Annotated in this window: 14 protein-coding genes; 7 read left to right on the top strand and 7 right to left on the bottom strand. The window is 74.5% G+C overall.

Going from position 1 to position 18584, the window contains the following annotated elements; genetic code table 11:
• Positions 1–24: 24 nt before the first annotated feature.
• Positions 25–1017, bottom strand: a complete 993-nt coding sequence (locus ABZ920_RS04580; protein WP_361498724.1) for a phosphatase PAP2 family protein — start codon at positions 1015–1017, stop codon at positions 25–27.
• Between the two features lie 188 nt (positions 1018–1205).
• Between ABZ920_RS04580 and ABZ920_RS04575 the strand changes: the two genes are divergently transcribed.
• The gene (locus ABZ920_RS04575) at positions 1206–1802 is read left to right on the top strand and encodes a histidine phosphatase family protein (RefSeq protein WP_361498722.1); all 597 of its coding nucleotides are present in this window, start codon (positions 1206–1208) and stop codon (positions 1800–1802) included.
• 27 nt (positions 1803–1829) lie between these two features.
• Here the strand turns inward: ABZ920_RS04575 and ABZ920_RS04570 are convergent, their stop codons facing one another.
• The gene (locus ABZ920_RS04570; RefSeq protein ID WP_361498720.1) at positions 1830–3272 is read right to left on the bottom strand and encodes a hypothetical protein; all 1443 of its coding nucleotides are present in this window, start codon (positions 3270–3272) and stop codon (positions 1830–1832) included.
• A gap of 288 nt (positions 3273–3560) precedes the next feature.
• Between ABZ920_RS04570 and ABZ920_RS04565 the strand changes: the two genes are divergently transcribed.
• The gene (locus tag ABZ920_RS04565; protein ID WP_361498718.1) at positions 3561–4001 is read left to right on the top strand and encodes a hypothetical protein; all 441 of its coding nucleotides are present in this window, start codon (positions 3561–3563) and stop codon (positions 3999–4001) included.
• Positions 4002–4128: 127 nt separating this feature from the next.
• Entirely contained in the window at positions 4129–4998 is an 870-nt protein-coding gene (locus ABZ920_RS04560; protein ID WP_361498716.1) for a fused MFS/spermidine synthase, read from the top strand.
• Between the two features lie 191 nt (positions 4999–5189).
• Here the strand turns inward: ABZ920_RS04560 and ABZ920_RS04555 are convergent, their stop codons facing one another.
• Complete coding sequence (locus tag ABZ920_RS04555; protein WP_361498714.1) at positions 5190–5738, bottom strand: hypothetical protein; 549 nt, start codon at positions 5736–5738, stop codon at positions 5190–5192.
• A 118-nt stretch (positions 5739–5856) separates the two neighbouring features.
• On the opposite strand from ABZ920_RS04555, the gene ABZ920_RS04550 reads away from it, so the two are divergent.
• The 4 genes from ABZ920_RS04550 (at position 5857) to ABZ920_RS04535 (ending at position 10933) form a co-directional block, all read left to right on the top strand.
• Positions 5857–6561: a response regulator transcription factor gene (locus ABZ920_RS04550; RefSeq protein ID WP_361498712.1), complete on the top strand. Its 705-nt coding sequence runs from the start codon at positions 5857–5859 to the stop codon at positions 6559–6561.
• Positions 6558–7961, top strand: coding sequence for a HAMP domain-containing sensor histidine kinase (locus ABZ920_RS04545; RefSeq protein ID WP_361498710.1), 1404 nt, complete (start codon positions 6558–6560; stop codon positions 7959–7961). Before ABZ920_RS04550 ends, ABZ920_RS04545 begins: the two co-directional genes overlap by 4 nt.
• Before the next feature lie 165 nt (positions 7962–8126).
• Positions 8127–9587 carry a cellulose binding domain-containing protein gene (locus tag ABZ920_RS04540; protein WP_361498708.1) on the top strand — a complete coding sequence of 487 codons (1461 nt, stop codon included), beginning with the start codon at positions 8127–8129 and terminating at the stop codon, positions 9585–9587.
• A 233-nt stretch (positions 9588–9820) separates the two neighbouring features.
• Positions 9821–10933, top strand: a complete 1113-nt coding sequence (locus tag ABZ920_RS04535; RefSeq protein ID WP_361498706.1) for an endonuclease/exonuclease/phosphatase family protein — start codon at positions 9821–9823, stop codon at positions 10931–10933.
• 622 nt (positions 10934–11555) lie between these two features.
• On the opposite strand, the gene ABZ920_RS04530 is transcribed toward ABZ920_RS04535, so the two are convergent.
• The 4 genes from ABZ920_RS04530 to ABZ920_RS04515 all read right to left on the bottom strand — a co-directional run bounded on the left by ABZ920_RS04530 (position 11556) and on the right by ABZ920_RS04515 (position 18567).
• Entirely contained in the window at positions 11556–14120 is a 2565-nt protein-coding gene (locus ABZ920_RS04530) for a glycoside hydrolase family 3 N-terminal domain-containing protein (protein ID WP_361498704.1), read from the bottom strand.
• A 64-nt stretch (positions 14121–14184) separates the two neighbouring features.
• The gene (locus ABZ920_RS04525; protein ID WP_361498702.1) at positions 14185–15798 is read right to left on the bottom strand and encodes a glycosyltransferase; all 1614 of its coding nucleotides are present in this window, start codon (positions 15796–15798) and stop codon (positions 14185–14187) included.
• Positions 15692–17017: a sugar efflux transporter gene (locus ABZ920_RS04520; protein WP_361498700.1), complete on the bottom strand. Its 1326-nt coding sequence runs from the start codon at positions 17015–17017 to the stop codon at positions 15692–15694. The genes ABZ920_RS04525 and ABZ920_RS04520 overlap by 107 nt, the downstream gene beginning before the upstream one ends.
• On the bottom strand, positions 17014–18567 hold the full coding sequence (locus ABZ920_RS04515) for an FAD-dependent oxidoreductase (protein ID WP_361498698.1): 1554 nt from the start codon (positions 18565–18567) through the stop codon (positions 17014–17016). Before ABZ920_RS04515 ends, ABZ920_RS04520 begins: the two co-directional genes overlap by 4 nt.
• Positions 18568–18584 lie beyond the last annotated feature (17 nt).

Raw genomic sequence — 18584 nt, 5'->3', positions numbered from 1 at the left:
GCCGGTACGCCGGGACCCCGGAGCTCAGCGAGTCTTGCCCAGACTTCCGGCTTCGCTGGAGCGGGGGAGGCCCCAGTCGGGGCCGCCGTCCCCCGCGTCCGTGGGGGAGGCACCCGCTTCGGCTCCGGGCCCGAGGCGTGACTCGCGCTGCCGTGGAATTCGCTCACCCGCCGCAGTCTGGCATCCACCACTGACAATCGGGGAACCCGCGCCGCCGGAGCGCCCCGTGACCGCCGTGACACGTGCGGCGAGTGCCGCGCCGGCCGGAACCAGCAGGCGCGTCACGTACGGCGCCAGCAGCAGCCCGGCCGCCATCACCGCCGCGCCCGCGACCGCGTCCAGCAGGTAGTGGTTGGCGGTGCCCATGACCACGATCGCGGTCAGCAGCGGATAGGCGACGCCCGCCGCCTTCGCCGCCCGTGTGCCGCCGTGCCGCCACAGGATCACGCCGCACCACAGCGCCCAGCCCACGTGCAGGCTCGGCATGGCCGCGTACTGGTTCGTCATGCCGCCCAGGCCGCGCGGCGCGCTGGCTTGACCGCCCCACCAGCCCCAGGAGCTGTACTGCGCCATCGTGTCGACGAAGCCGTGCTCCGGCGCGAGCAGGCGGGGCGGGCAGGTCGGCAGCAGGGTGAAGCCGATGAGGCCGATGAAGGTCGACGTCATCAGCCAGGTGCGGGCGGCCCGGTAGTGGGCGCCGCGCACCCGGAAGAGCCAGATCAGCAGGGCCGGCGTGACCAGGTAGTGCAGCGACGCGTACCAGAAGTCGGCCGGGACGCCGATCCAGGCCTCCCGGGTGAACAGGCGGTTGAGGGGGTGCTCCGCGTTCAGGTGCAGCAGCTGCTCGGCGCGCAGGATCGCCAGGCCGTGGTCGACGGCGCCGGAGACGTCACCGCGGGCCAGCAGCCGGCCCGCCGAGTAGCAGGCGTACACCAGCACGATCAGCGGCAGCTCGGTCCACCAGCGCAGCCGGGTGCTCGGGGCCGTCTCGATGCCCGGTGCCTCGGTCTGCGGCATCCGATGCCCCTCCCCCTCGTCGGTCCTGCGGCGCCCGGTCGGACGTGCCACCTTACGGTGCGCGAGCCCTCGTCACCTGGCGCGCCCCCGGCCCTTGTAGACGCCGGGACCGCCCGCCGGGTTGCCCGCGCGCGGCGTGCGCGATGATGGGAGGCGTCCGGTTCGTCCTCGACCGCGAAAGGCTCCCCATGGCACCGCGCATCCTGCTGGCCCGGCACGGACAGACCGCGTGGTCGCTGTCCGGCAAGCACACCGGCAGGACCGACGTCCCTCTGCTCGAGGAGGGCCGGCGCGGCGCGAAGCTGCTCGGCGAGCGGCTGCACCGCGCACCGCTCGACGGCCTGCCCGGCCTGGAGGTCCGCACCAGCCCGCTCTCCCGCGCGCGGGAGACGTGCGAGCTGGCCGGCTTCGGCGACCGCGCCACGCACTGGGACGCGCTCCTGGAGTGGGACTACGGCGTCTACGAGGGCCTGACGCCGCGGCAGATACACGAGCGGCGGCCTGACTGGCTCATCTGGCGCGACGGCGTCCCCGAGGGCGAGACACCCGCCGAGGTGACCGCCCGGGCGGACGAGGTGGTGGCCTGGGCGCGCGCGGCGGACCGCGACGTGCTGGTCTTCGCGCACGGGCACATCCTGCGGTCGATCGGCGCCCGCTGGCTGGGCCTGCCGATCGGCTTCGCGGCCCGCGTCCGGCTCAGCCCGACGTCGCTGTCGGTGCTGGGCTGGGCGTACGGGGAACCGGCGATCGAGAGCTGGAACGACGTGGGGCACCTGACCGCGTAGCGGCGCGGGCACCGCGGCCGCCCGCGCTCACACCGACCGCGGCAGGCTCGCGTGCCGCTCCAGGAACGCCGACACCCCCGAGGCCCGCCGGTGCGGCAGCAGCACCCGGGCGGTGCCCGCCAGCATCGTCCGGATCCGTGACGACTGGACCTGGTCCAGCAGGTCCAGCACACGCATCCCGGCCGCCGCGGCCTCGTCGGGACGTCCCCCGCGGGCGAGGTCGTCCGCCAGTTCGGCGGTGTACAGCGCGGTGTTCCGCGTGAAGTGCGGGTCCTGCAGGTGCGCGGCCCGCCGCGCGTGCCGGGCGGCGCGCGGCCAGTCGCCGAGCGTCGACCAGCACTGCGCCTCCAGGCCCTCCAGTTCGGCCTCGCCGTAGAAGCTCATCCACTCCGGGTCGGCGTCCGACGGGCCCCGCTCGAAGAGGGCCTGTGCGCGGGCGAGTGCCTGCGCGCACGCGGTGCGGTCGGCGAGCCCGGCCCAGCCGCCCGCCTCCCGCAGCGCCAGCAGCGACAGCAGCCGTGCGGAGCCCAGCGTGCGCCCGGCGCGCTGGGCGGCCTGCGCCGCCCGCACCGCCTCCCGCGGCCGGCCCGCGTCCCGGGCGAGGAACGCCGTGTTGCAGAACGCGTGCGCCTCCAGGGCCGCGTCCCCCGTCGTCCGGGCGGTGGCCAGCGCCTCCGCGTAGTGCGAGCGGGCGTCGTCGAAGCGCCCGGAGTCGTGCGCCAGCCATCCGACGGACAGGGCCAGTTCGCCGGCGCCGGAGTGCAGCCGGTCGGCCGTCTTCTGCCGGGTCGCCCCGGCGTCGAGCAGTGCGTACGCGGCGCGCAGCGGGGCCGCCGCGCGCCGGTACAGGCCGTCGGCGCCGTGCCGGTCGTCGAGCAACCGGATCCGGCGGACGGCCTCTTCGACGGCGCCCGCCTCGCCCGCCCCGGCGCGGCGGACGGGACGGCCCGCGGCCGGGGCGTCGTGGGCGAGCCCCAGGGGGCCCAGCGAGGCGGCGGCCACCGTGGTGCCCCCGCGGGTCATGAATGCGCGACGCAGCACGTCGCTCTCCTCGTGGTCTTCGTGCGGGTGGTACGGGTCGTGCGTGTCATACGGATCGCACGCATCCCGCGTTTCACGCGGGGCGTACGCATGGCTCGTGGAGTACGCCGACGGCGTGTCCTCGGCGGCCCGCGCCCCCCGTCCGCGGACGGACGAGCGGGGCGCGAACCCCAGGTCGGTGAGCGTGCGCCCGGGGAACATGTGCAGGAACACACGCTCGTAGGCGTAGTTGGGGCAGCGGATCTCGCCCGCCTCCACCCGGCCGATGTAGCGCGCGTCGCAGCTGACCCGCTCCCCGATCTCACGGGCGGCCCGGCGCACCGCCGCGGCGAACTCCGCCGGCGAGCGCTGACCGCGCAGCCGCCGGAAGGCGAGGTTCGGCCGCGGTGGCCGTGGGAACTGGGACGCAGTCACCGTTGACGACGTCATGGCCGGGTCCTCTCGTGCGAACCGTCGAACCATGCCGGACTCAGGACGACTTGTCCGAGTGCCTCCCTGTTTCCGGCGTGCAAGAACGTACCGGGTGCGCACGGCCCGCCACGCGGTGTTTGGCCACAAAACGGATATGCCCTCCGCGATCTGCCATGAACTGCCATCCTTTGCGGCGGACTTCCGCCGTTGCCGTTGACGCCGCGGAGCGTTGGACCTGTGGGCCGGGAGCCGCCCGACTCCCGCCCGCTGGTTCTCGAGGAGGGATCTGTCGTGGTGGAGGCCGGGATGGCGACCGACCAGAGCATCGATCCTTGCGGTGAGCCGCCCACGCCGGCGGCGCTCGCGGTGGCTCCGCCGAGCGGCGGCCCGTCGCGGCCGGCCCCCGCGTGCGACCTGGTGACCGTACCGGCGCGGCAGGGGCTGGAGGCCGTCGACATCCTGCGCCGGGGCGCGGGCGACGCCGTCGGGCCGGTGCTCCACGACGACGGGGGCGACACGCTCGGCTTCGTGGTGCCGGCGGGCACGGCCGCGGGCTGGGACGTGCCGGGCAGCACCTGTACGCAGACGGACGGGCGCGGCCTGCGGCTGGCGCCGGAGCCCCTGACGGCCGGCTCGGACTGGCTGGTCCCGCCCGGCGAGGCGGACCCCGCGACGGACCCGGCGGTGCTGCGGCGGGCGCTGGACGAGGCGGCACGGATGATCGAGGCGGCGGACAGCTGCTCCTGATGCCGCGGGGGACCGGCGCGGCGGCGCACACGGCGGCGCGCGCCGCGGCCGGCGGTTCCGCAGGCGGTCCGGCCGGCGGTCCGGCCGGCGCGCGGGAGCCCGGCCGGCCGGTTGCGACAATGGCCGCATGGGAAAGTCCAGGAACGCCCGGCGCGGCCGGGAGGCCGCCGAGGCCGTCGCCGAGCAGGTCGACGGCGGGCTCGCCGAGCTGATACCCGACCGGGACCGGGTGCGGGCGTGGACCCTGACGATCGACGGGGCCCCGCAGTCCCACGTCGACCTCGACGACCCGGCGTACCTCGCCTTCGAGTACCAGCGGCGCCTCGGCCACGTCATCGACCTCGCCGCCCCCGCCGGCCGGCCCGTGCACGCCGTACACCTCGGCGGCGGGGCGTTCACCCTCGCCCGGTACGTCGCCGCCACCCGGCCCCGGTCCACCCAGCAGGTCGTCGAGCGCGACGCCGCACTCGTCCAACTGGTGCGCCGCGCACTGCCCCTGGACCACAACGCGCGGATCCGGGTGCGCTCCGCGGACGCCCGCGAAGGGCTCGCCAAGGTGCCGGACGGCTGGGCCGACCTGGTCGTCGCCGACGTGTTCAGCGGGGCCCGCACCCCGGCGCACCTCACCTCGACGGAGTTCCTGGACGAGGTCCGCAGGGCCCTGAAGCCCGGCGGTGTCTACGCCGCCAACCTCACCGACGGCCCGCCGCTCGCCCACCTGCGCCGCCAGGTCGCCACCGCCGCGGCCCGCTTCGCGGAACTGGCGCTGGTCGCCGACCCGGCCGTGCTGCGCGGCAGGCGCTTCGGCAACGCGGTGCTGGCCGCCTCCGACCGCCCGCTGCCCGTCACCGAGCTGACCCGCCGGGCCGCCTCCGACCCGCACCCGGCCCGGGTCGAGCACGGCAGGACGCTCACCGACCTCACCGGCGGCGCGGCCCCGGTGACGGACGCGTCCGCCGTCGACTCGCCCGCGCCTCCGCCGTCCGCCTTCCGCTGACGGGCACGCCACGCCACCTGCCGTCGAGCGAGCGCGGGCAGGCGGCTGCGGGCCGCCGGGGTGTGTCCGCGCCGCGCGGGCGCGGGCGGCGCCGCCGAGGCCCGCGCGGCCCGGCCCGCCGAGGCCCGCGCGGCCCGGCCCGGCGCGGCGAGGACGGGGGAGCCTGCCGGACCGGGCCGCCGGCGTCGCGTTCAGTAAGTGCCGACCTCGACGTGCGGCGGCCCGTCGTGCCAGGCGCAGATGACCGACACCCGGTCCGCTCCCGAGGTGAACTCCACGCGGATCCACGTCTCGGTCTTCCACACCTGCATCGACCAGCCGGTGCCCGGTGTGGCCGAGACCAGGGACGCGGAGGACGCGCCCAGTTCGAACACGGCCCGGCCGCCGGCGGTGTCATAGCTCCTGACACGGCCGGAGGCCGTGGGCGACGGCGGCGAAGGGGCGGGCGCGGTGTCCGTGCCGGCCGGCGTCGAGCGGACCGGGGCCGGGGTGCGGGGCCTCTGGCTCGGCCGCGCGGACGCACTCCGGGCGGACGGGCTCTCGGCGGGCGGCGGCCGGCGGGTGGAGGACACAGACGGGGGCGACTCCTGCGCGGTGGCGCCGGCCGCGGTGATGGGCAGGGCGCGGGGCGGGTCGTACGCCGTGCCCGCCATCACCGTGTGCACGCCCCACCACGACAGCGTGACCGCCGCGCCCGTCGCCAGCGACCAGGCCAGTACGTGTACGAGTCCTCTGCGCATCGCGGCCATCCTGCCTCACCCGTCCCACCGGTGTCGCCCCAACTCCCGCCGCCCGGCCCGCAGCCCGGTTGTCCACAGGCCCGCACCGGCCGCGCCCGCATGGCGTAGGTTGCGGCGCATGGCAAGTGTTCTCGTGGTCGAGGACGACCAGTTCGTGCGCTCGGCGCTCATCCGGCAGCTGACCGACGCCTCGCACACCGTGCGCAGCGTCGGGACGGCGCTGGAGGCGCTGCGCGAGGTCGCCCATTTCCGCTTCGACGTGGTCGTCCTCGACCTCGGACTGCCCGATCTGGACGGGTCCGAGGCCCTGAAGATGCTGCGCGGCATCACCGACGTCCCGGTGATCATCGCCACCGCGCGCGACGACGAGGCGGAGATCGTCCGGCTGCTGAACGCCGGGGCGGACGACTACCTGACCAAGCCCTTCTCGGTCGAGCACCTGTCCGCGCGCATGGCCGCCGTCCTGCGCCGCGCCCGCTCCGGCGCCGGTGAGGCACCGCCGTCCACCGTGCTGCGTGTCGGCGGCCTGACCGTCGACCCGCTGCGCCGCCAGGCCGAACTGGACGGCATACGGCTGGACCTGACGCGCCGCGAGTTCGACCTGCTGGCCTTCCTGGCCGGCCGGCCCGGGGTCGTCGTCCCGCGCAAGGAACTGCTGGCCGAGGTGTGGCAGCAGTCCTACGGCGACGACCAGACCATCGACGTGCATCTGTCGTGGCTGCGCCGCAAGCTGGGCGAGACGGCGGCCCGGCCCCGCTATCTGCACACCCTGCGGGGCGTCGGCGTGAAGCTGGAGCCGCCCGGAGCGGAGCCGCCGCGATGAGATGGGCCCTGGTGAAGGTCTGCCTGGCGGTCACCACGATGGTCGTGGTCGCCTTCGCCGTCCCGCTCGGGCTGGTCGTCAAGGAGATGGCCCGCGACCGCGCGTTCTCCAACGCCGAGCGCCAGGCCGCCGCGGTCGCCCCCGCGCTGTCCATCACCACCGACCGCGACCAGCTCGAACGGGTGGTCGCCTCGGCGGGCTCGGACGCCGGGATGGCGGTGCACCTCCCCGCGGCCGACGGCCGGCCGGCCGTCGACATCGGGCAGCGCCGCACCGCGGACGAGGACATCGCCACCGTGCGGGAGCTGGGCCGCGCCTCCACCACCGAGGTGCCCGGCGGCTTCACCCTGCTCCAGCCCGTCGCCCTGAGCTCCGGCGCCATCGCGATCGTCGAGGTCTACGTCCCGGAGGCCGAGGTCAGCAACGGCGTGGGAACCGCCTGGGCGGTGCTGGCCGCGGTCGGCGCGGCGCTCGTCGTCGGCTCGGTCGCCGTCGCCGACCGGCTGGGCGTACGGATGGTGCAGCCGGCGCAGCGGCTCGTCGAGGGCGCGCAGGAACTGGGCGAGGGCAAGCTCGGCGCGCGGGTGCCGGAGGAGGGTCCGAACGAACTGCGGCTGGCAGCCGTCGCGTTCAACTCCATGGCCGACCAGGTGGTCCAGCTCCTGGCGAACGAGCGGGAGCTGGCCGCCGACCTGTCCCACCGGCTGCGGACGCCCCTGACCGTGCTGCGGCTCAACGCCGCCTCGCTCGGCGAGGGACCGGCCGCCGAGCAGACCCGGGCCGCGGTCGCGCAGCTGGAGCGTGAGGTGGACACCATCATCCGCACCGCCCGGGAGGCCAAGCCGCAGACCGCGGCGGCCGGTCCGGGCGCCGGCTGCGACGCGGCCGAAGTCGTGCGGGAGCGGATGGAGTTCTGGTCCGCGCTCGCCGAGGACGAGGGCCGCAAGTGGCGGCTGGCCGGGGTGGAGCGGCCGGTGCGCATACCCGTGGCCCGTGCCGACCTCGCCGCCGCGCTGGACGCCCTGCTCGGCAACGTCTTCCGGCACACCCCGGAGGGCACGGCCTTCGCGGTCGACGTGCACAACGCCGAGGACGCCGTGATCATGCTCGTCTCGGACGCGGGCCCCGGCATACCGGACCCCGAGGCGGCCATGGCGCGCGGCCGGGGCTCGGGCACGGCCGGCTCCACGGGACTCGGCCTGGACATCGTGCGCCGCTTGGCGGAGTCGACCGGCGGCGACGTACGGATCGGCTCCTCGGTGCTCGGGGGCACCGAGGTGCGCATCTGGATCCAGCTCGACGGGCGGCAGCCGGTCCGCAAGGGGCACCGCGGCAGCGTGCGGCGGCGCCGGGCGGGCCGGCTGGTCCCTACCTTTAACCGTCCCCGATCCCTTCCTTAAGCGCACCCTAAGATCCGCAACGGCCGTCCGGATCAGAACTTTTGCCCGGTTCCGGATCGCTAGCGTGCTGCCGCGTCCCCCACCCGGCCGGCACCGCCACGGTGCCCGGAGCGCTGTCGTGGGACGCCCCGCGACCCCCCCGTGAACAGCGAAGGCAGGCACGTGATGAGCACGCACCGGCGCAAGGTCAGTGGCAGGAACAAGGCGATAGGCGGTCTGGTCGCCGCGGCCGTGGCCGGGGGCGGCGCCCTGCTGTTCACCGGGATCGCCCAGGCCGCCGGCGTCGGCGCCGCGTACACCAGGACCAGCGACTGGTCGACGGGGTACACCGGCCAGTACGTCGTCACCAACAACAGCACCGAGACGGACAAGGACTGGACGCTCGAGTTCGACCTGCCCGAGGGCGCGAAGCTCAGCTCGCTGTGGAACGCCGAGTCGAGCGTCAGCGGCCGGCACGTCACCGTAAAGCCGGCCAAGTGGGACACCGCCGGCCTCGCCCCCGGCAAGTCGGTGACCGTCGGCTTCGTCGTCAACGGCAGCGGCGACCCCACCGGTTGCCGTATCGACGACGCCGCCTGTTCCGCGGACGGCGGCGCCACCCCGGAACCGAGCGGCCGCCCGACCGGGCCCGCGTCCCCGACGCCGGCCCCCACGGCCACGCAGTCCACCCCGCCGACCGGTTCCCCGGCGCCGACCGCCTCCCCCTCGCAGACCACCGGCACCGGCACGACCGCGAGCGCCGGCTTCGCGCCCTACGTCGACACCTCCCTCTACCCGGCCTTCGACCTGCTCGCCAGCGCGGACGCGACCGGCGTGAAGAACTACACCCTCGCCTTCGTCACCGACGGCGGCGGCTGCACCCCGAAGTGGGGCGGCGTGACCGACCTGGCGAGCGACGCGGTGGCGGCCCAGATCGGCGCGCTGCGCGCCAAGGGCGGCGACGTGCGGGTCTCCTTCGGCGGCGCCTCCGGCTCCGAACTGGCCACGGCCTGCTCCTCGGCCGACGCGCTGGCCGCCGCGTACGCGAAGGCCGTGGACACCTTCAAGCTCACCAAGGTCGACTTCGACGTGGAGGGCGGCGCACTGCCGAACACGGCCGCGAACACCCGCCGCGCGCAGGCGATCGCCAAGCTCCAGCAGCAGCACCCGGGCCTGGACGTCTCCTTCACCCTCCCGGTCATGCCCGAGGGCCTGACCCAGGACGGCGTGAACCTGCTGGCGGACGCCAAGAGCAACGGTGTGAAGATCTCCGCCGTCAACATCATGGCGATGGACTACGGCGCCGCGTACAGCGGCGACATGGGCACCTACGCCGAGCAGGCCGCCACCGCCACCCAGGCCCAGATCAAGAGCGTCCTCGGCCTGTCCGACAGCGCGGCGTGGAAGACGGTCGCCGTCACCCCGATGATCGGCGTCAACGACGTCGCGTCGGAGGTCTTCAAGGTCGACGACGCCACCCAGCTGGTGAACTTCGCCAAGTCCAAGGGCCTCGGCTGGCTGTCGATGTGGTCGGCGACCCGCGACAAGGCGTGCGCGGGCGGCGCCAAGCCCACCGCCGACGCGACGTGCAGCTCGATCGTCCAGGACCCGTTCGCGTTCACGAAGGCGTTCGGCGCCTACCGCTAGGCCCTGTCTGCCGGGCGGCCCGGTCGGGCCGCCCGGCGCACGGCTGCCCCGCATCCGACCGTCCATGGCGCCGCCAGAGCCGGGCTGAGGAACCACCAGAGACGCGCAACAGCGTGGGCGCACACCGGCACGAGGCGGACAGGACGATCATTGCGGTGCCGGAACCACCGCTCGCATCCTGGGGGCCGGAGCGAGGCGCCCGCGTCCGAGCGCGCCCCGGGAGAGGTGGTCAGGTGTCCGTCGACCAGAACGGCCCGGCCGCGCCGGGGCGTCCCGCCCGGCGCGGCACCCTGCCGGCGCGCCTGCTGATCGGCACGGCCGCCGGCTGGCTCCTGCTGGTCGCGGTGCGGCCCCTGCTCGGCGGCCGGGTCTGGTGGTGGGTGCTGGTCGACCTGCTGCCCCCGCTGGTCCTGGTCCTGGTGCCGGCCGTGCTCCTGGCGGCCGGCGTCGCCGTCATGGTGCGGCGGCGCGGGCGCCCGGCCCGGTGGTCCCGTCCGCTGCTGGGGCTGGCCGCGGCGGGCCTGGTCGTCGCGGTGCCGCAGTCCGGCCTGAACCTCCGGGCCCTCACACCGCACGACGACGCGCCCCCCGGCGCCCTCAAGGTGGTCTCCTGGGACACCCTGGAGTGGCACCAGGGCAATGACGCCGACGACTTCTACCGCTACCTGACCCGCGCCGACGCGGACGTCTACCTCCTGCAGGAGTACATGGAGATAGGCGACGGCGAACCGGTCCCGGTGGACGACGGCCGGCGGCTGCGCGCCGCCTTCCCCGGCTACCACTTCGCCTCCGCCGGGGAGCTGCTCACCGTGTCGCGGTTCCCGATCAGGACGCAGACCGTGGTGAAGGCGCCCCTGCCCGCCCCGATCACGTCGTGGAGCGACTACTGGGACATCAGGGCGCTGCGTACGGACATCGCCGTCGGCGCCACCGAGGTCTCGCTCTACAACGTGCACCTCCCGGACCTGTTCTCGCTCGAGTCGAGCCCGTTCTCCGCGGAGTTCTACCGGATCGTCGACGACCTGGACCACCGGCGCCGGGCCGTGCTGCGGGCGCTGCACCAGGACGTCCGGGGCAACCGCAACCCCAAGCTGGTGGCCGGCGAGTTCAACGTGGTCCCCGGCTCCGGGGAACTGCGGTGGCTGGACGGCCTGACGGACGGCGCGCACTCCTCGAACAGCCTCTACCCGGTGTCCTTCTGGGTGGGCCGGCTCCAGGCCTGGCGGCTCGACTGGGCCTTCTCCGCCACGGGCGCGGCGATCCACGACTACCGCCTGACCGATCCGGGCCCGCTGTCGTCCCACCGGGCGCAGGAGTTCCGCCTCTCCGTCCGGCCCCGCACCTGACCGGCGCCGCCACGGTGGGGCGCGCGCAGGGCGAGTGCCGGCCCGTGCCCCTCTCCCGTCGAGGGGCACGGGCCGCCCGTGTCCCTCGACGGGAGAGGCGGCCCTCGCAGGGAGGGCCACACACCGGGAAGGCCGCGCGCCGGTGTCTCTTCGCCGGGGGGAGGGCGGCGGATCCGCGCGTTCCTCCGCCGAGCCCCGTACCCCGCGTTCCTCCGCACTGAGGGTCCCCTGCCCTGGTTCTCCGCGCCGAGGCTCCCCTGCCCGGTCCTCCGCGCTGAGGGCCCCTGCCTGGTTCTCCGCACTGAGGGTCTCCTGCCCGGTCCTCCGCGCTGAGGGCCCCTTGACCGCGTTTCCCCGCCGATTGCGATCCCCTGCCGCGTGTCTCCGCTGAGAAGGCCCCCGCCCACGTCCCTCCGCGGTGCAGGCCTGCCCGCGGTCCCCCACCGGGGAGGGGCGCGGGCAGGTTCGTTCTCCTCGGCGAGGAAGACCTCGTCCCGCCCACGTCCTCCCGCCGGAAGGCCCAGGCAGGACCGGGAACGGCCGGGAAGGGCCGGCAACGGCCGCGAGAGGGCCGGGAAGGGCCCGCCGCCCTTCCCGGCCCTCTCGCGTCACCGGGCCGGGGTCAGTCCGCCCGCGGGGTGTCCCGTGGCACCCACCGCACCCGCCCGACGTCCAGCCGGGCCGTGCCGTCCGTGTAGAGCATGAACGGCACGTCCACGTGGCGCAGGTCCGAACCGATGGCGCGCAGCGACTCCACCGGCACGGTCACCGTGGACCACTCGCCCGTCGGCAGGTCGGCGAGCGTGGCGGAGATGTCCACGGCCGGCTGGGCGGGGTAGTCGTCGTGGCAGGCGAGGAGGAGCGGACCCGACGGAGCCTCGAACACGCGCACCTCGAACTCCACCGACGCGCCGGCCTCGGCGTACCCGCGCAGATCGGCGGGCAGGCCGGAGGCGAACTGTGCGTAGAGGAAGGCCGGGTGGCCCTTGAAGCGCAGCGCGAGCGCGTGCGGCCGGTCCGCCTCGCGCAGCGGCTCGATGCGCAGCACCAGAACCTCCGTGGGCTCGTCGAACGAGATCTGCGGACGGGACCAGGTGTTGTGGCCGCCGATGCGGTGGACGAAGCCGGAGCCCTCGCCGCCCCGCACCTCCAGCGGCCCGGTGACCGGCGGCACGGGCGTCTCGTCGCGGAAGGTGTCCAAGGGCAGCGGCTGCTCGGGTGAGGCGTCGGACATGCTCAGCCCGTGGCCGAACGGGAAGAGGGGCTCGTGCTCGCCCTCGGGCGCCTGCTCCTCGTCGGGCACCCGGTACCCGGGGATGTGCGGCGGGATCCGGTTGACCGCGTGCGAGCGCGCGGTGCGCGGCCAGGACGAGCCGAGCCTGCCCTGGAAGTCGTACCCGGTGCTCCCGTCCTCGGCGCGGAAGAGCACGTCGGTGATCCCGCCGGCCTCCGTCCCGGGCAGCCACGCCGCCACGAAGGCGTCCGAGAGGTTGATCTCCTCGGTGAGGTAGAGGGGACGTCCGCCGAAGAAGACCGTCACCACCGTGGTCCCCCGGGCCCGCAGCCGGCGCAGGGTCTCCAGGTCGCGGGCGTAGGAGCGCTTCAGGCCCGCGTAGGAGAGGGTGCCCCACGGTTTGATCGTGCCGCGCATCTCGGCGTAGGAGTCCTCGCCGAGCACCATCAGCGCCACGTCGTAGCCCGCCGGGTCGGCCGTGCTCAGGTCCGGGTCGACCGTGCAGTTGGCCTCGCCGACGACCGAACGGACCGCCTGGGCCAGCGTCGTGGCGCCGGGGAGGTCGTCCAGGGTGACGTCGTTGCCCTGCCAGGTGAGCGTCCAGCCGCCGACCTGCTTCTGGATGTCGTCCGCGCCGCTGCCGGTGACGAGCACCCGGGCGGAGCGGGACAGCGGCAGGACCCCCTGGCGGTGCTTGAGCAGGACGAGGGACTTGCGCACCGCCTCCCGGGCGAGCGCCCGGTGCTCCGCGCAGCCGAGCACGTCGGTGCGGGTGGCCAGGGACCGCTCCCGGGGCCGGGGCTTGTCCCACAGTCCCGCCCGCGCCTTCACCCGCAGCACCCGGCGCACGGCGTCGTCGATCCGCCCGGCCGGTATCCGGCCGGCCCGGACGTGCTCGCAGGTCGTGCGGTGCACGGACTGCCAGGCGGAGCGCCCGGCGACCATCAGCACGTCGATGCCCGCGTTGATCGCGTACCCGGCGTCGCCGGCGGTGCAGCCGGCGACCTCGGCGTGCGCGTCCCAGTCGCTGATCACTATGCCGTCGAAGCCCATGCGGCCCTTCAGGACGTCGGTGATCAGGTAGCGGCTGCCGTGGATCTTGTGGTTGTAGGCGGGGCCGGTGTCCGGCGAGTGGTCGTAGTTGGCGGCGTTCTCCCAGCTGCTGAAGGAGACCATGACGGACTGCGCGCCCGCCCGCAGGCCCGAGAAGAAGCCCACCGCGTGGATGTTGCGGACCAGGTCCTCGGGGCAGCGGGCGGTGCCGCGGTCGGCGCCGTCGGCGGTGCCGCCGTCCGCCACCCAGTGCTTCACGCAGGCCACGACCCGGGTGTCGTCCGCGGTGCCGCCGGCCTCGCCCTGCAGCCCGCGCACCATGGCGGAGGCGTACTCGTGGACGACCTCCGGGTCCTCGGCGTAGCCCTCGAAGTACCGGCCCCAGCGGCGGTCGCGGGGCGTGGTGACGGTCGGGGCGAACGTCCAGTCCATCCCGGTGGCGGCGATCTCGCGCGCCGTCGCGGCCCCGATGCGGCACAGCAGGTCGGGATCGCGGGCCGCGCCGAGGCCGATGTTGTGGGGGAAGATCGTGGCGCCGCGTACGTTGTTGTGGCCGTGCACGGCGTCGGTCGCCCACATGAACGGGATGCGGAACGGCCGGCCCTCGTAGGCGCTGTCGGCCGCCTCCCAGAAGGCGTCCACCGTCTTCACCCAGTCGCCCCGGCTCGCCTGCCGGTTGCCGTCGGGCCAGATCCCGGCGCCGTTCAGCGCGGAGCCGATGTGGTAGTCCCGCACGTCCTGCGGGGTCAGCTCGGCGAGCTCGGGCTGGATCATCTGGCCGACCTTCTCCTCCAGCGTGAGCTGGGAGAGGATCTCCTCGACACGCCGCTCGTCCGCCGGGGACACCGGGACGTCCGAGCGGATGGCGGGCCAGTCGGCGTGGTGGGTCAGTCGGCTCATCCGTTTCTCCTGGGGCTGTGCGGTCGGGGACGGGGCGGGCGGGTGGCCGGGGGCCGCTCCCGGCTCAGCGGTCGGCAACCCAGAACTCCTCCACCTCGCGCTCGCAGACCCGTTCGACGAACGCCGGGGGGACGACGGTGCGCTGCTGACCGGGCGCGTAGAGCGTCACCTGGGTGCGGTGCTCCCGCAGCGCGGCCCGCTTGGCGGGCAGCTGGGGCGCGATGTCGCGGGCGAGCAGCCGCTCCGGCGCCGTCCGCTCGGGGTCGGGCTCGTTGCGGTTGACGAACACGAACTCGGCCTCGGTCTGCTCGTCCCACACCACGTACTTGTGGATTTTCGGGGTCATCCCGAGGGTCTGCAGGCACTCCAGGACGACCTCGCCGGTCAGCCGGTGGTCGGCGTTGAGCTCCTTCACGTCGTGCGGCAGGTAGACCTCGGCCACCTCGCGGTTCTCCGCCAGCACCTTGAGGATCCCGGTGCGGAAGTCCGGCAGCGCGTCGGCCAGGGCGGTGTCGGTGAAGCCGAGGAAGCGCAGCGCCGCCGCGTCCACGCCGAGCCGGCGGGCGGCCGCCTCCGCCTCGCCCTTGCGGATGACGGTCAGCTCCTCGGGGGTGGGGGTGTCCATGCCGAGGACGGCGGAGTGCGAGCGGGAGCCGTCGGTGGAGAAGACGATGCCGACCCGCGCCCCCTGCGCCGTCCTGCGGGCGATGGTGCCGCCGCACGCGATCACGTCGTCGTCGGGGTGGGGGGCGAAGACCAGCACGGAGCCCGCCTCGGGGTCCGGGGTGCGCAGGTGGTCCGGGCACGACGGGAGCCGCCGTTCGGCGATCAGGTCGTTGATCTCGAAGAAGTGGTGGTCGGGGACCAGGCGGGTGATCGGGGTGTCGTACTTCTCGGCGAAGTAGCGGTAGTTCCCGGCGACCGCGCGCATGTTCTCGCTGTAGCTCTTGGGGTGGGGCACGTGGATGGCGGACGCGGCCCTGTTCAGCACGAAGCGGGCGCCGTCCCGGTGCAGCCGGTAGCTCAGGTCGACGTCCTCCGCCCCCCAGGAGCGGTAGGCCTCGTCGAAACCGCCCACCGCCCGCAGCTGCTCCGTCCGCGCGGAGACGTTGCAGGTCCACCAGACCAGCCAGGGCGCCGGCAGGCCGGCGATGTCGTCGGTGTACTTGGCGTAGAACTCCTCCCGGATGTCGAGCCACCGGCCCTGCCGGGCGAGCTCGGCCATGGTGGCGTCCGGGTCGGCGTAGTCGATGGCCCGCTCGATCAGCGCGCCGTCCTCGTTGTCCTCGTTGAAGCAGTAGACGTACCCGCAGACGGCCACCGGGCCGTCCGTGTCGCGGTGGCTGTCGACATGCGCGGCGAGGGCGCCGGAGTGCAGGATCACGCCCGAGTCCACGAACACGGTGACGGGCGCCGAGGCGTGCGCCAGTCCCAGGTTGCGTGCGGCGGCCACCCGGTAGCCCTGGTCCTCCTGGTACAGGTACCGCAGCCGGAGCCGCTGCTCGAACTCGGCCGCCACGGCGGCGCTGCCGTCCGCCGAGCCGTCGTCGGCGACGAGGACCTCGAAGGCGTCAGCCGGCAGTGTCTGCCGGGCCAGCGACTCCAGGGTGAGCCGCAGCAGCCGTTCCCGGTTGTACGTCGGCACGACCACGCTGCACAGCGGTGCGGTCTTTTCCATGGTCCCTCCCGAGGGCGAGTAGCAGGGTGGCGGCTGCCGCCAGCGCGGCGCACACCCAGAAGACGTCGGTGAAGCCGGCCCACTCGGTGACCACCCCGGTGGTGGAACCGCCCAGCAGGATCCCGGCCTTGAACGCGCCGGAGTACAGCGAGGACGCCACCCCGACGCGGGTGGCCATGGCGTCCTGGAGGATGGTCACGGGCACGCTCAGCACGACCGAGGTCCAGAAGGCGTTGAGCAGCTGGAGCGCGACGAGCGCGGACGGGGACGTGGCCAGCGGCAGCAGGCAGAAGAACAGCGTCGCGCAGACGGCCGCGGCCCCCATCAGGCGCCACAGCCCGATCCGCCGGGCCCGTGCCCCGAAGAAGATCATCACCGGCACCTCGAGGGCGGCGCTCAGCCCGAGGAGCACTCCCGTGAAGCCGGTGTCGAGCCCGAGGTCCCTGGTGACGAACAGGGAGATGTCGATCTGGTAGACGCTGTTGACGGCGAGCAGCAGCACGATCGCCGCCAGCAGCAGCCAGGTGGAGCGCGGCAGACCGGAGTAGGGCCGGCGCACCCCGGCGGCGGAGTCGGCGGCCGGGGCGAGGTTCGGCAGCCGCCACACGCACAGGGCGCCGGCCGCGAGGTAGAGCACTCCGGCCGTGCAGAACAGGAAGGCGAAGCCGCGGGAGCCGATCAGGACGAAGGCCAGCGGCGGCCCGACGATCCAGGCGACCGAGGTGACCGAGCGCAGGGCCGCGTTGAAGAAGGCCGCGTTCAGCGTCCGGTGGTCGGCGAACTCGCGGGTGTAGGCGAACAGCTGCGAGAAGCAGGCACTGCCGAGGCCGAAGAACACGGCGCCGGCGGCGAAGAGCAGGTAGTACTCGCGCAGCACCATGTAGCTGAAGGCACCCGCCGCCGACAGCAGCGAGCAGACGGCGAGCAGGGTGCGGCGGTTGCCGATGCGGTCCGACATCACGCCGACCACGAGGTCGGAGCTGATCTCCAGCACCGCCCGGCCGGCGAAGAAGAGGCCGATCATCAGCGGGGCGGCCTTCACCTCGTCGGCCAGGAAGAGGCTGACCGACGAGGTGACCATCGCCCCGCCGACGCCGATCAGCCCGGTGGTGCCGACCAGCCCGCCGAGCGCGCCGTCCCGGACCAGCTCGGCGGCGCCCGCCCGCAGCGCCGCCACGCGTGAGCGGGGCGGCCCGCCGTCGGCCGCCGTCGCGGTCACGGGTGCTCCCGGCCGGCGGCGCCGCGCTGGCGGTAGGGCAGCTCGGGGCTGATCCGGCGACCGGGCGGCACGCGTTCGGCGGCCTCGGCGTCGGCGGCGGTGATCTGCCGCGAGGCCAGAAGGTGGGCGCGCGCCGTCGGGGGCAGCGCGGCGAGCACCCGGTGCCTGAGGTCGTCCATGTCGAACAGGGCGCGGTCGTACACGGCGGGCCGCGGCTCGGTCCCGCCGGGCCGCAGGGCGGCCGGGTCGACCTGGCGGGAGACGATCCGCCAGTACCCGGTGAAGTCGCGTTCCGGGTCGGGCAGCGTGCCGGCGGCCAGCCCGATCCTGATGGTCTCCAGCCAGCAGTCGTAGTGGCGCCGGTCCTCCAGCCGGTTCATGTGCCGCGCGCACCAGTCGGCCCGCTCCGCCGGCGGCGGGAGGACGGCCTCGCCGCTGAACACCCGCAGGGCCCAGCCCGCTATGGCCTCGAAGTACGGGCAGGCGGTGCCGAACGCCTCGGTGTCGACCGGGGTGTTGATCACGGCGAGGGTCGGGTCGGGCAGGTGGAAGAAGTGCTCGTACAGCTCCTCGCGCCGCAGGGCGGGGACGAAGTCGTAGTTCGGCGGCCCGTAGCCCATGCAGAGCAGCACGGTGTCGTACCGGTGCGCCGAGCCGTCGGTGAGCACGACGCGTCCGTCCGGCTCGAAGCGCTGGAAGGCGGGCACCACCCCGACCGCGCCGCTGTGCACCGCGGGCACGATCCGGTCGTTGACGTGGACGGCGCCGTGGAAGCCCTCGTCGGGCAGCAGGCCCGTCGCCCGGTACAGGGCGAAGTAGTCGGGCAGCAGGGACTCCAGCCACTTCAGGTAGTCCTGGTACGGCAGTTCCTCGACCGCGACCCGGCCGACGTAGGAGAGCAGGGCGTCGTTGTAGTGGCCGGCGCAGGAGCGGGGCAGGAACAGCGCGCGGCGGCGGACGGACCAGTCCACCGGCGTGCCGTGGGCGGCCAGTTCGGAGGCGATGTCGGCGCCGCTGACCCCGCCGCCCACCACGAGCACCCGGCGGCCGGTGACGTCCCGCGCGCTGCGGTAGTCCTTCGCGGTGAGGACCCGCACCCCGGTGGACGGGTCCGGTACGAACGCCGGCCGGCGCGACTCCCACAGCTCGCCGCTGGCCACCATGACGGCGTCGAAGCCGTCCGTGGCCGTCCTCCCGCCGGACAGCGTTGTCACCCGCCAGGCGCCGTCCCGCTTGACCACCTCGGTCACGGTGTGGCCGAACCGGGCGACCGCGAGCACGCCGGACCGCTCCGCGTAGCCCCGCAGATAGCCGTGGACCTCGGCCCGGGTGGCGAAGCCGGTGTCGAACGAGGGCGCGAAGTCGGAGTAGGGGAAGCTCATCCGCGAGCTCTGCATCCGCACACCGTCGTAGGCGCCGCCCGAGGCGGGGTTCCAGATGCCCCCGACCTCCTCGGTGCGCTCGTAGAGGACGGTCTCGTGGCCTGCCGCCAACGCCTGCTTGGCACTGGTCAGTCCGGCCGGGCCCGCCCCGATCACGGCTATGCGCAAGGCTGTTCCTTCCTTCG

This window comes from Streptomyces sp. NPDC046831 (assembly GCF_040645305.1).
Classification (GTDB): domain Bacteria; phylum Actinomycetota; class Actinomycetes; order Streptomycetales; family Streptomycetaceae; genus Streptomyces.
The sequence above is the reverse complement of the archived record's forward strand: the minus strand, read 5'-3'. Positions and strand labels throughout refer to the sequence as shown.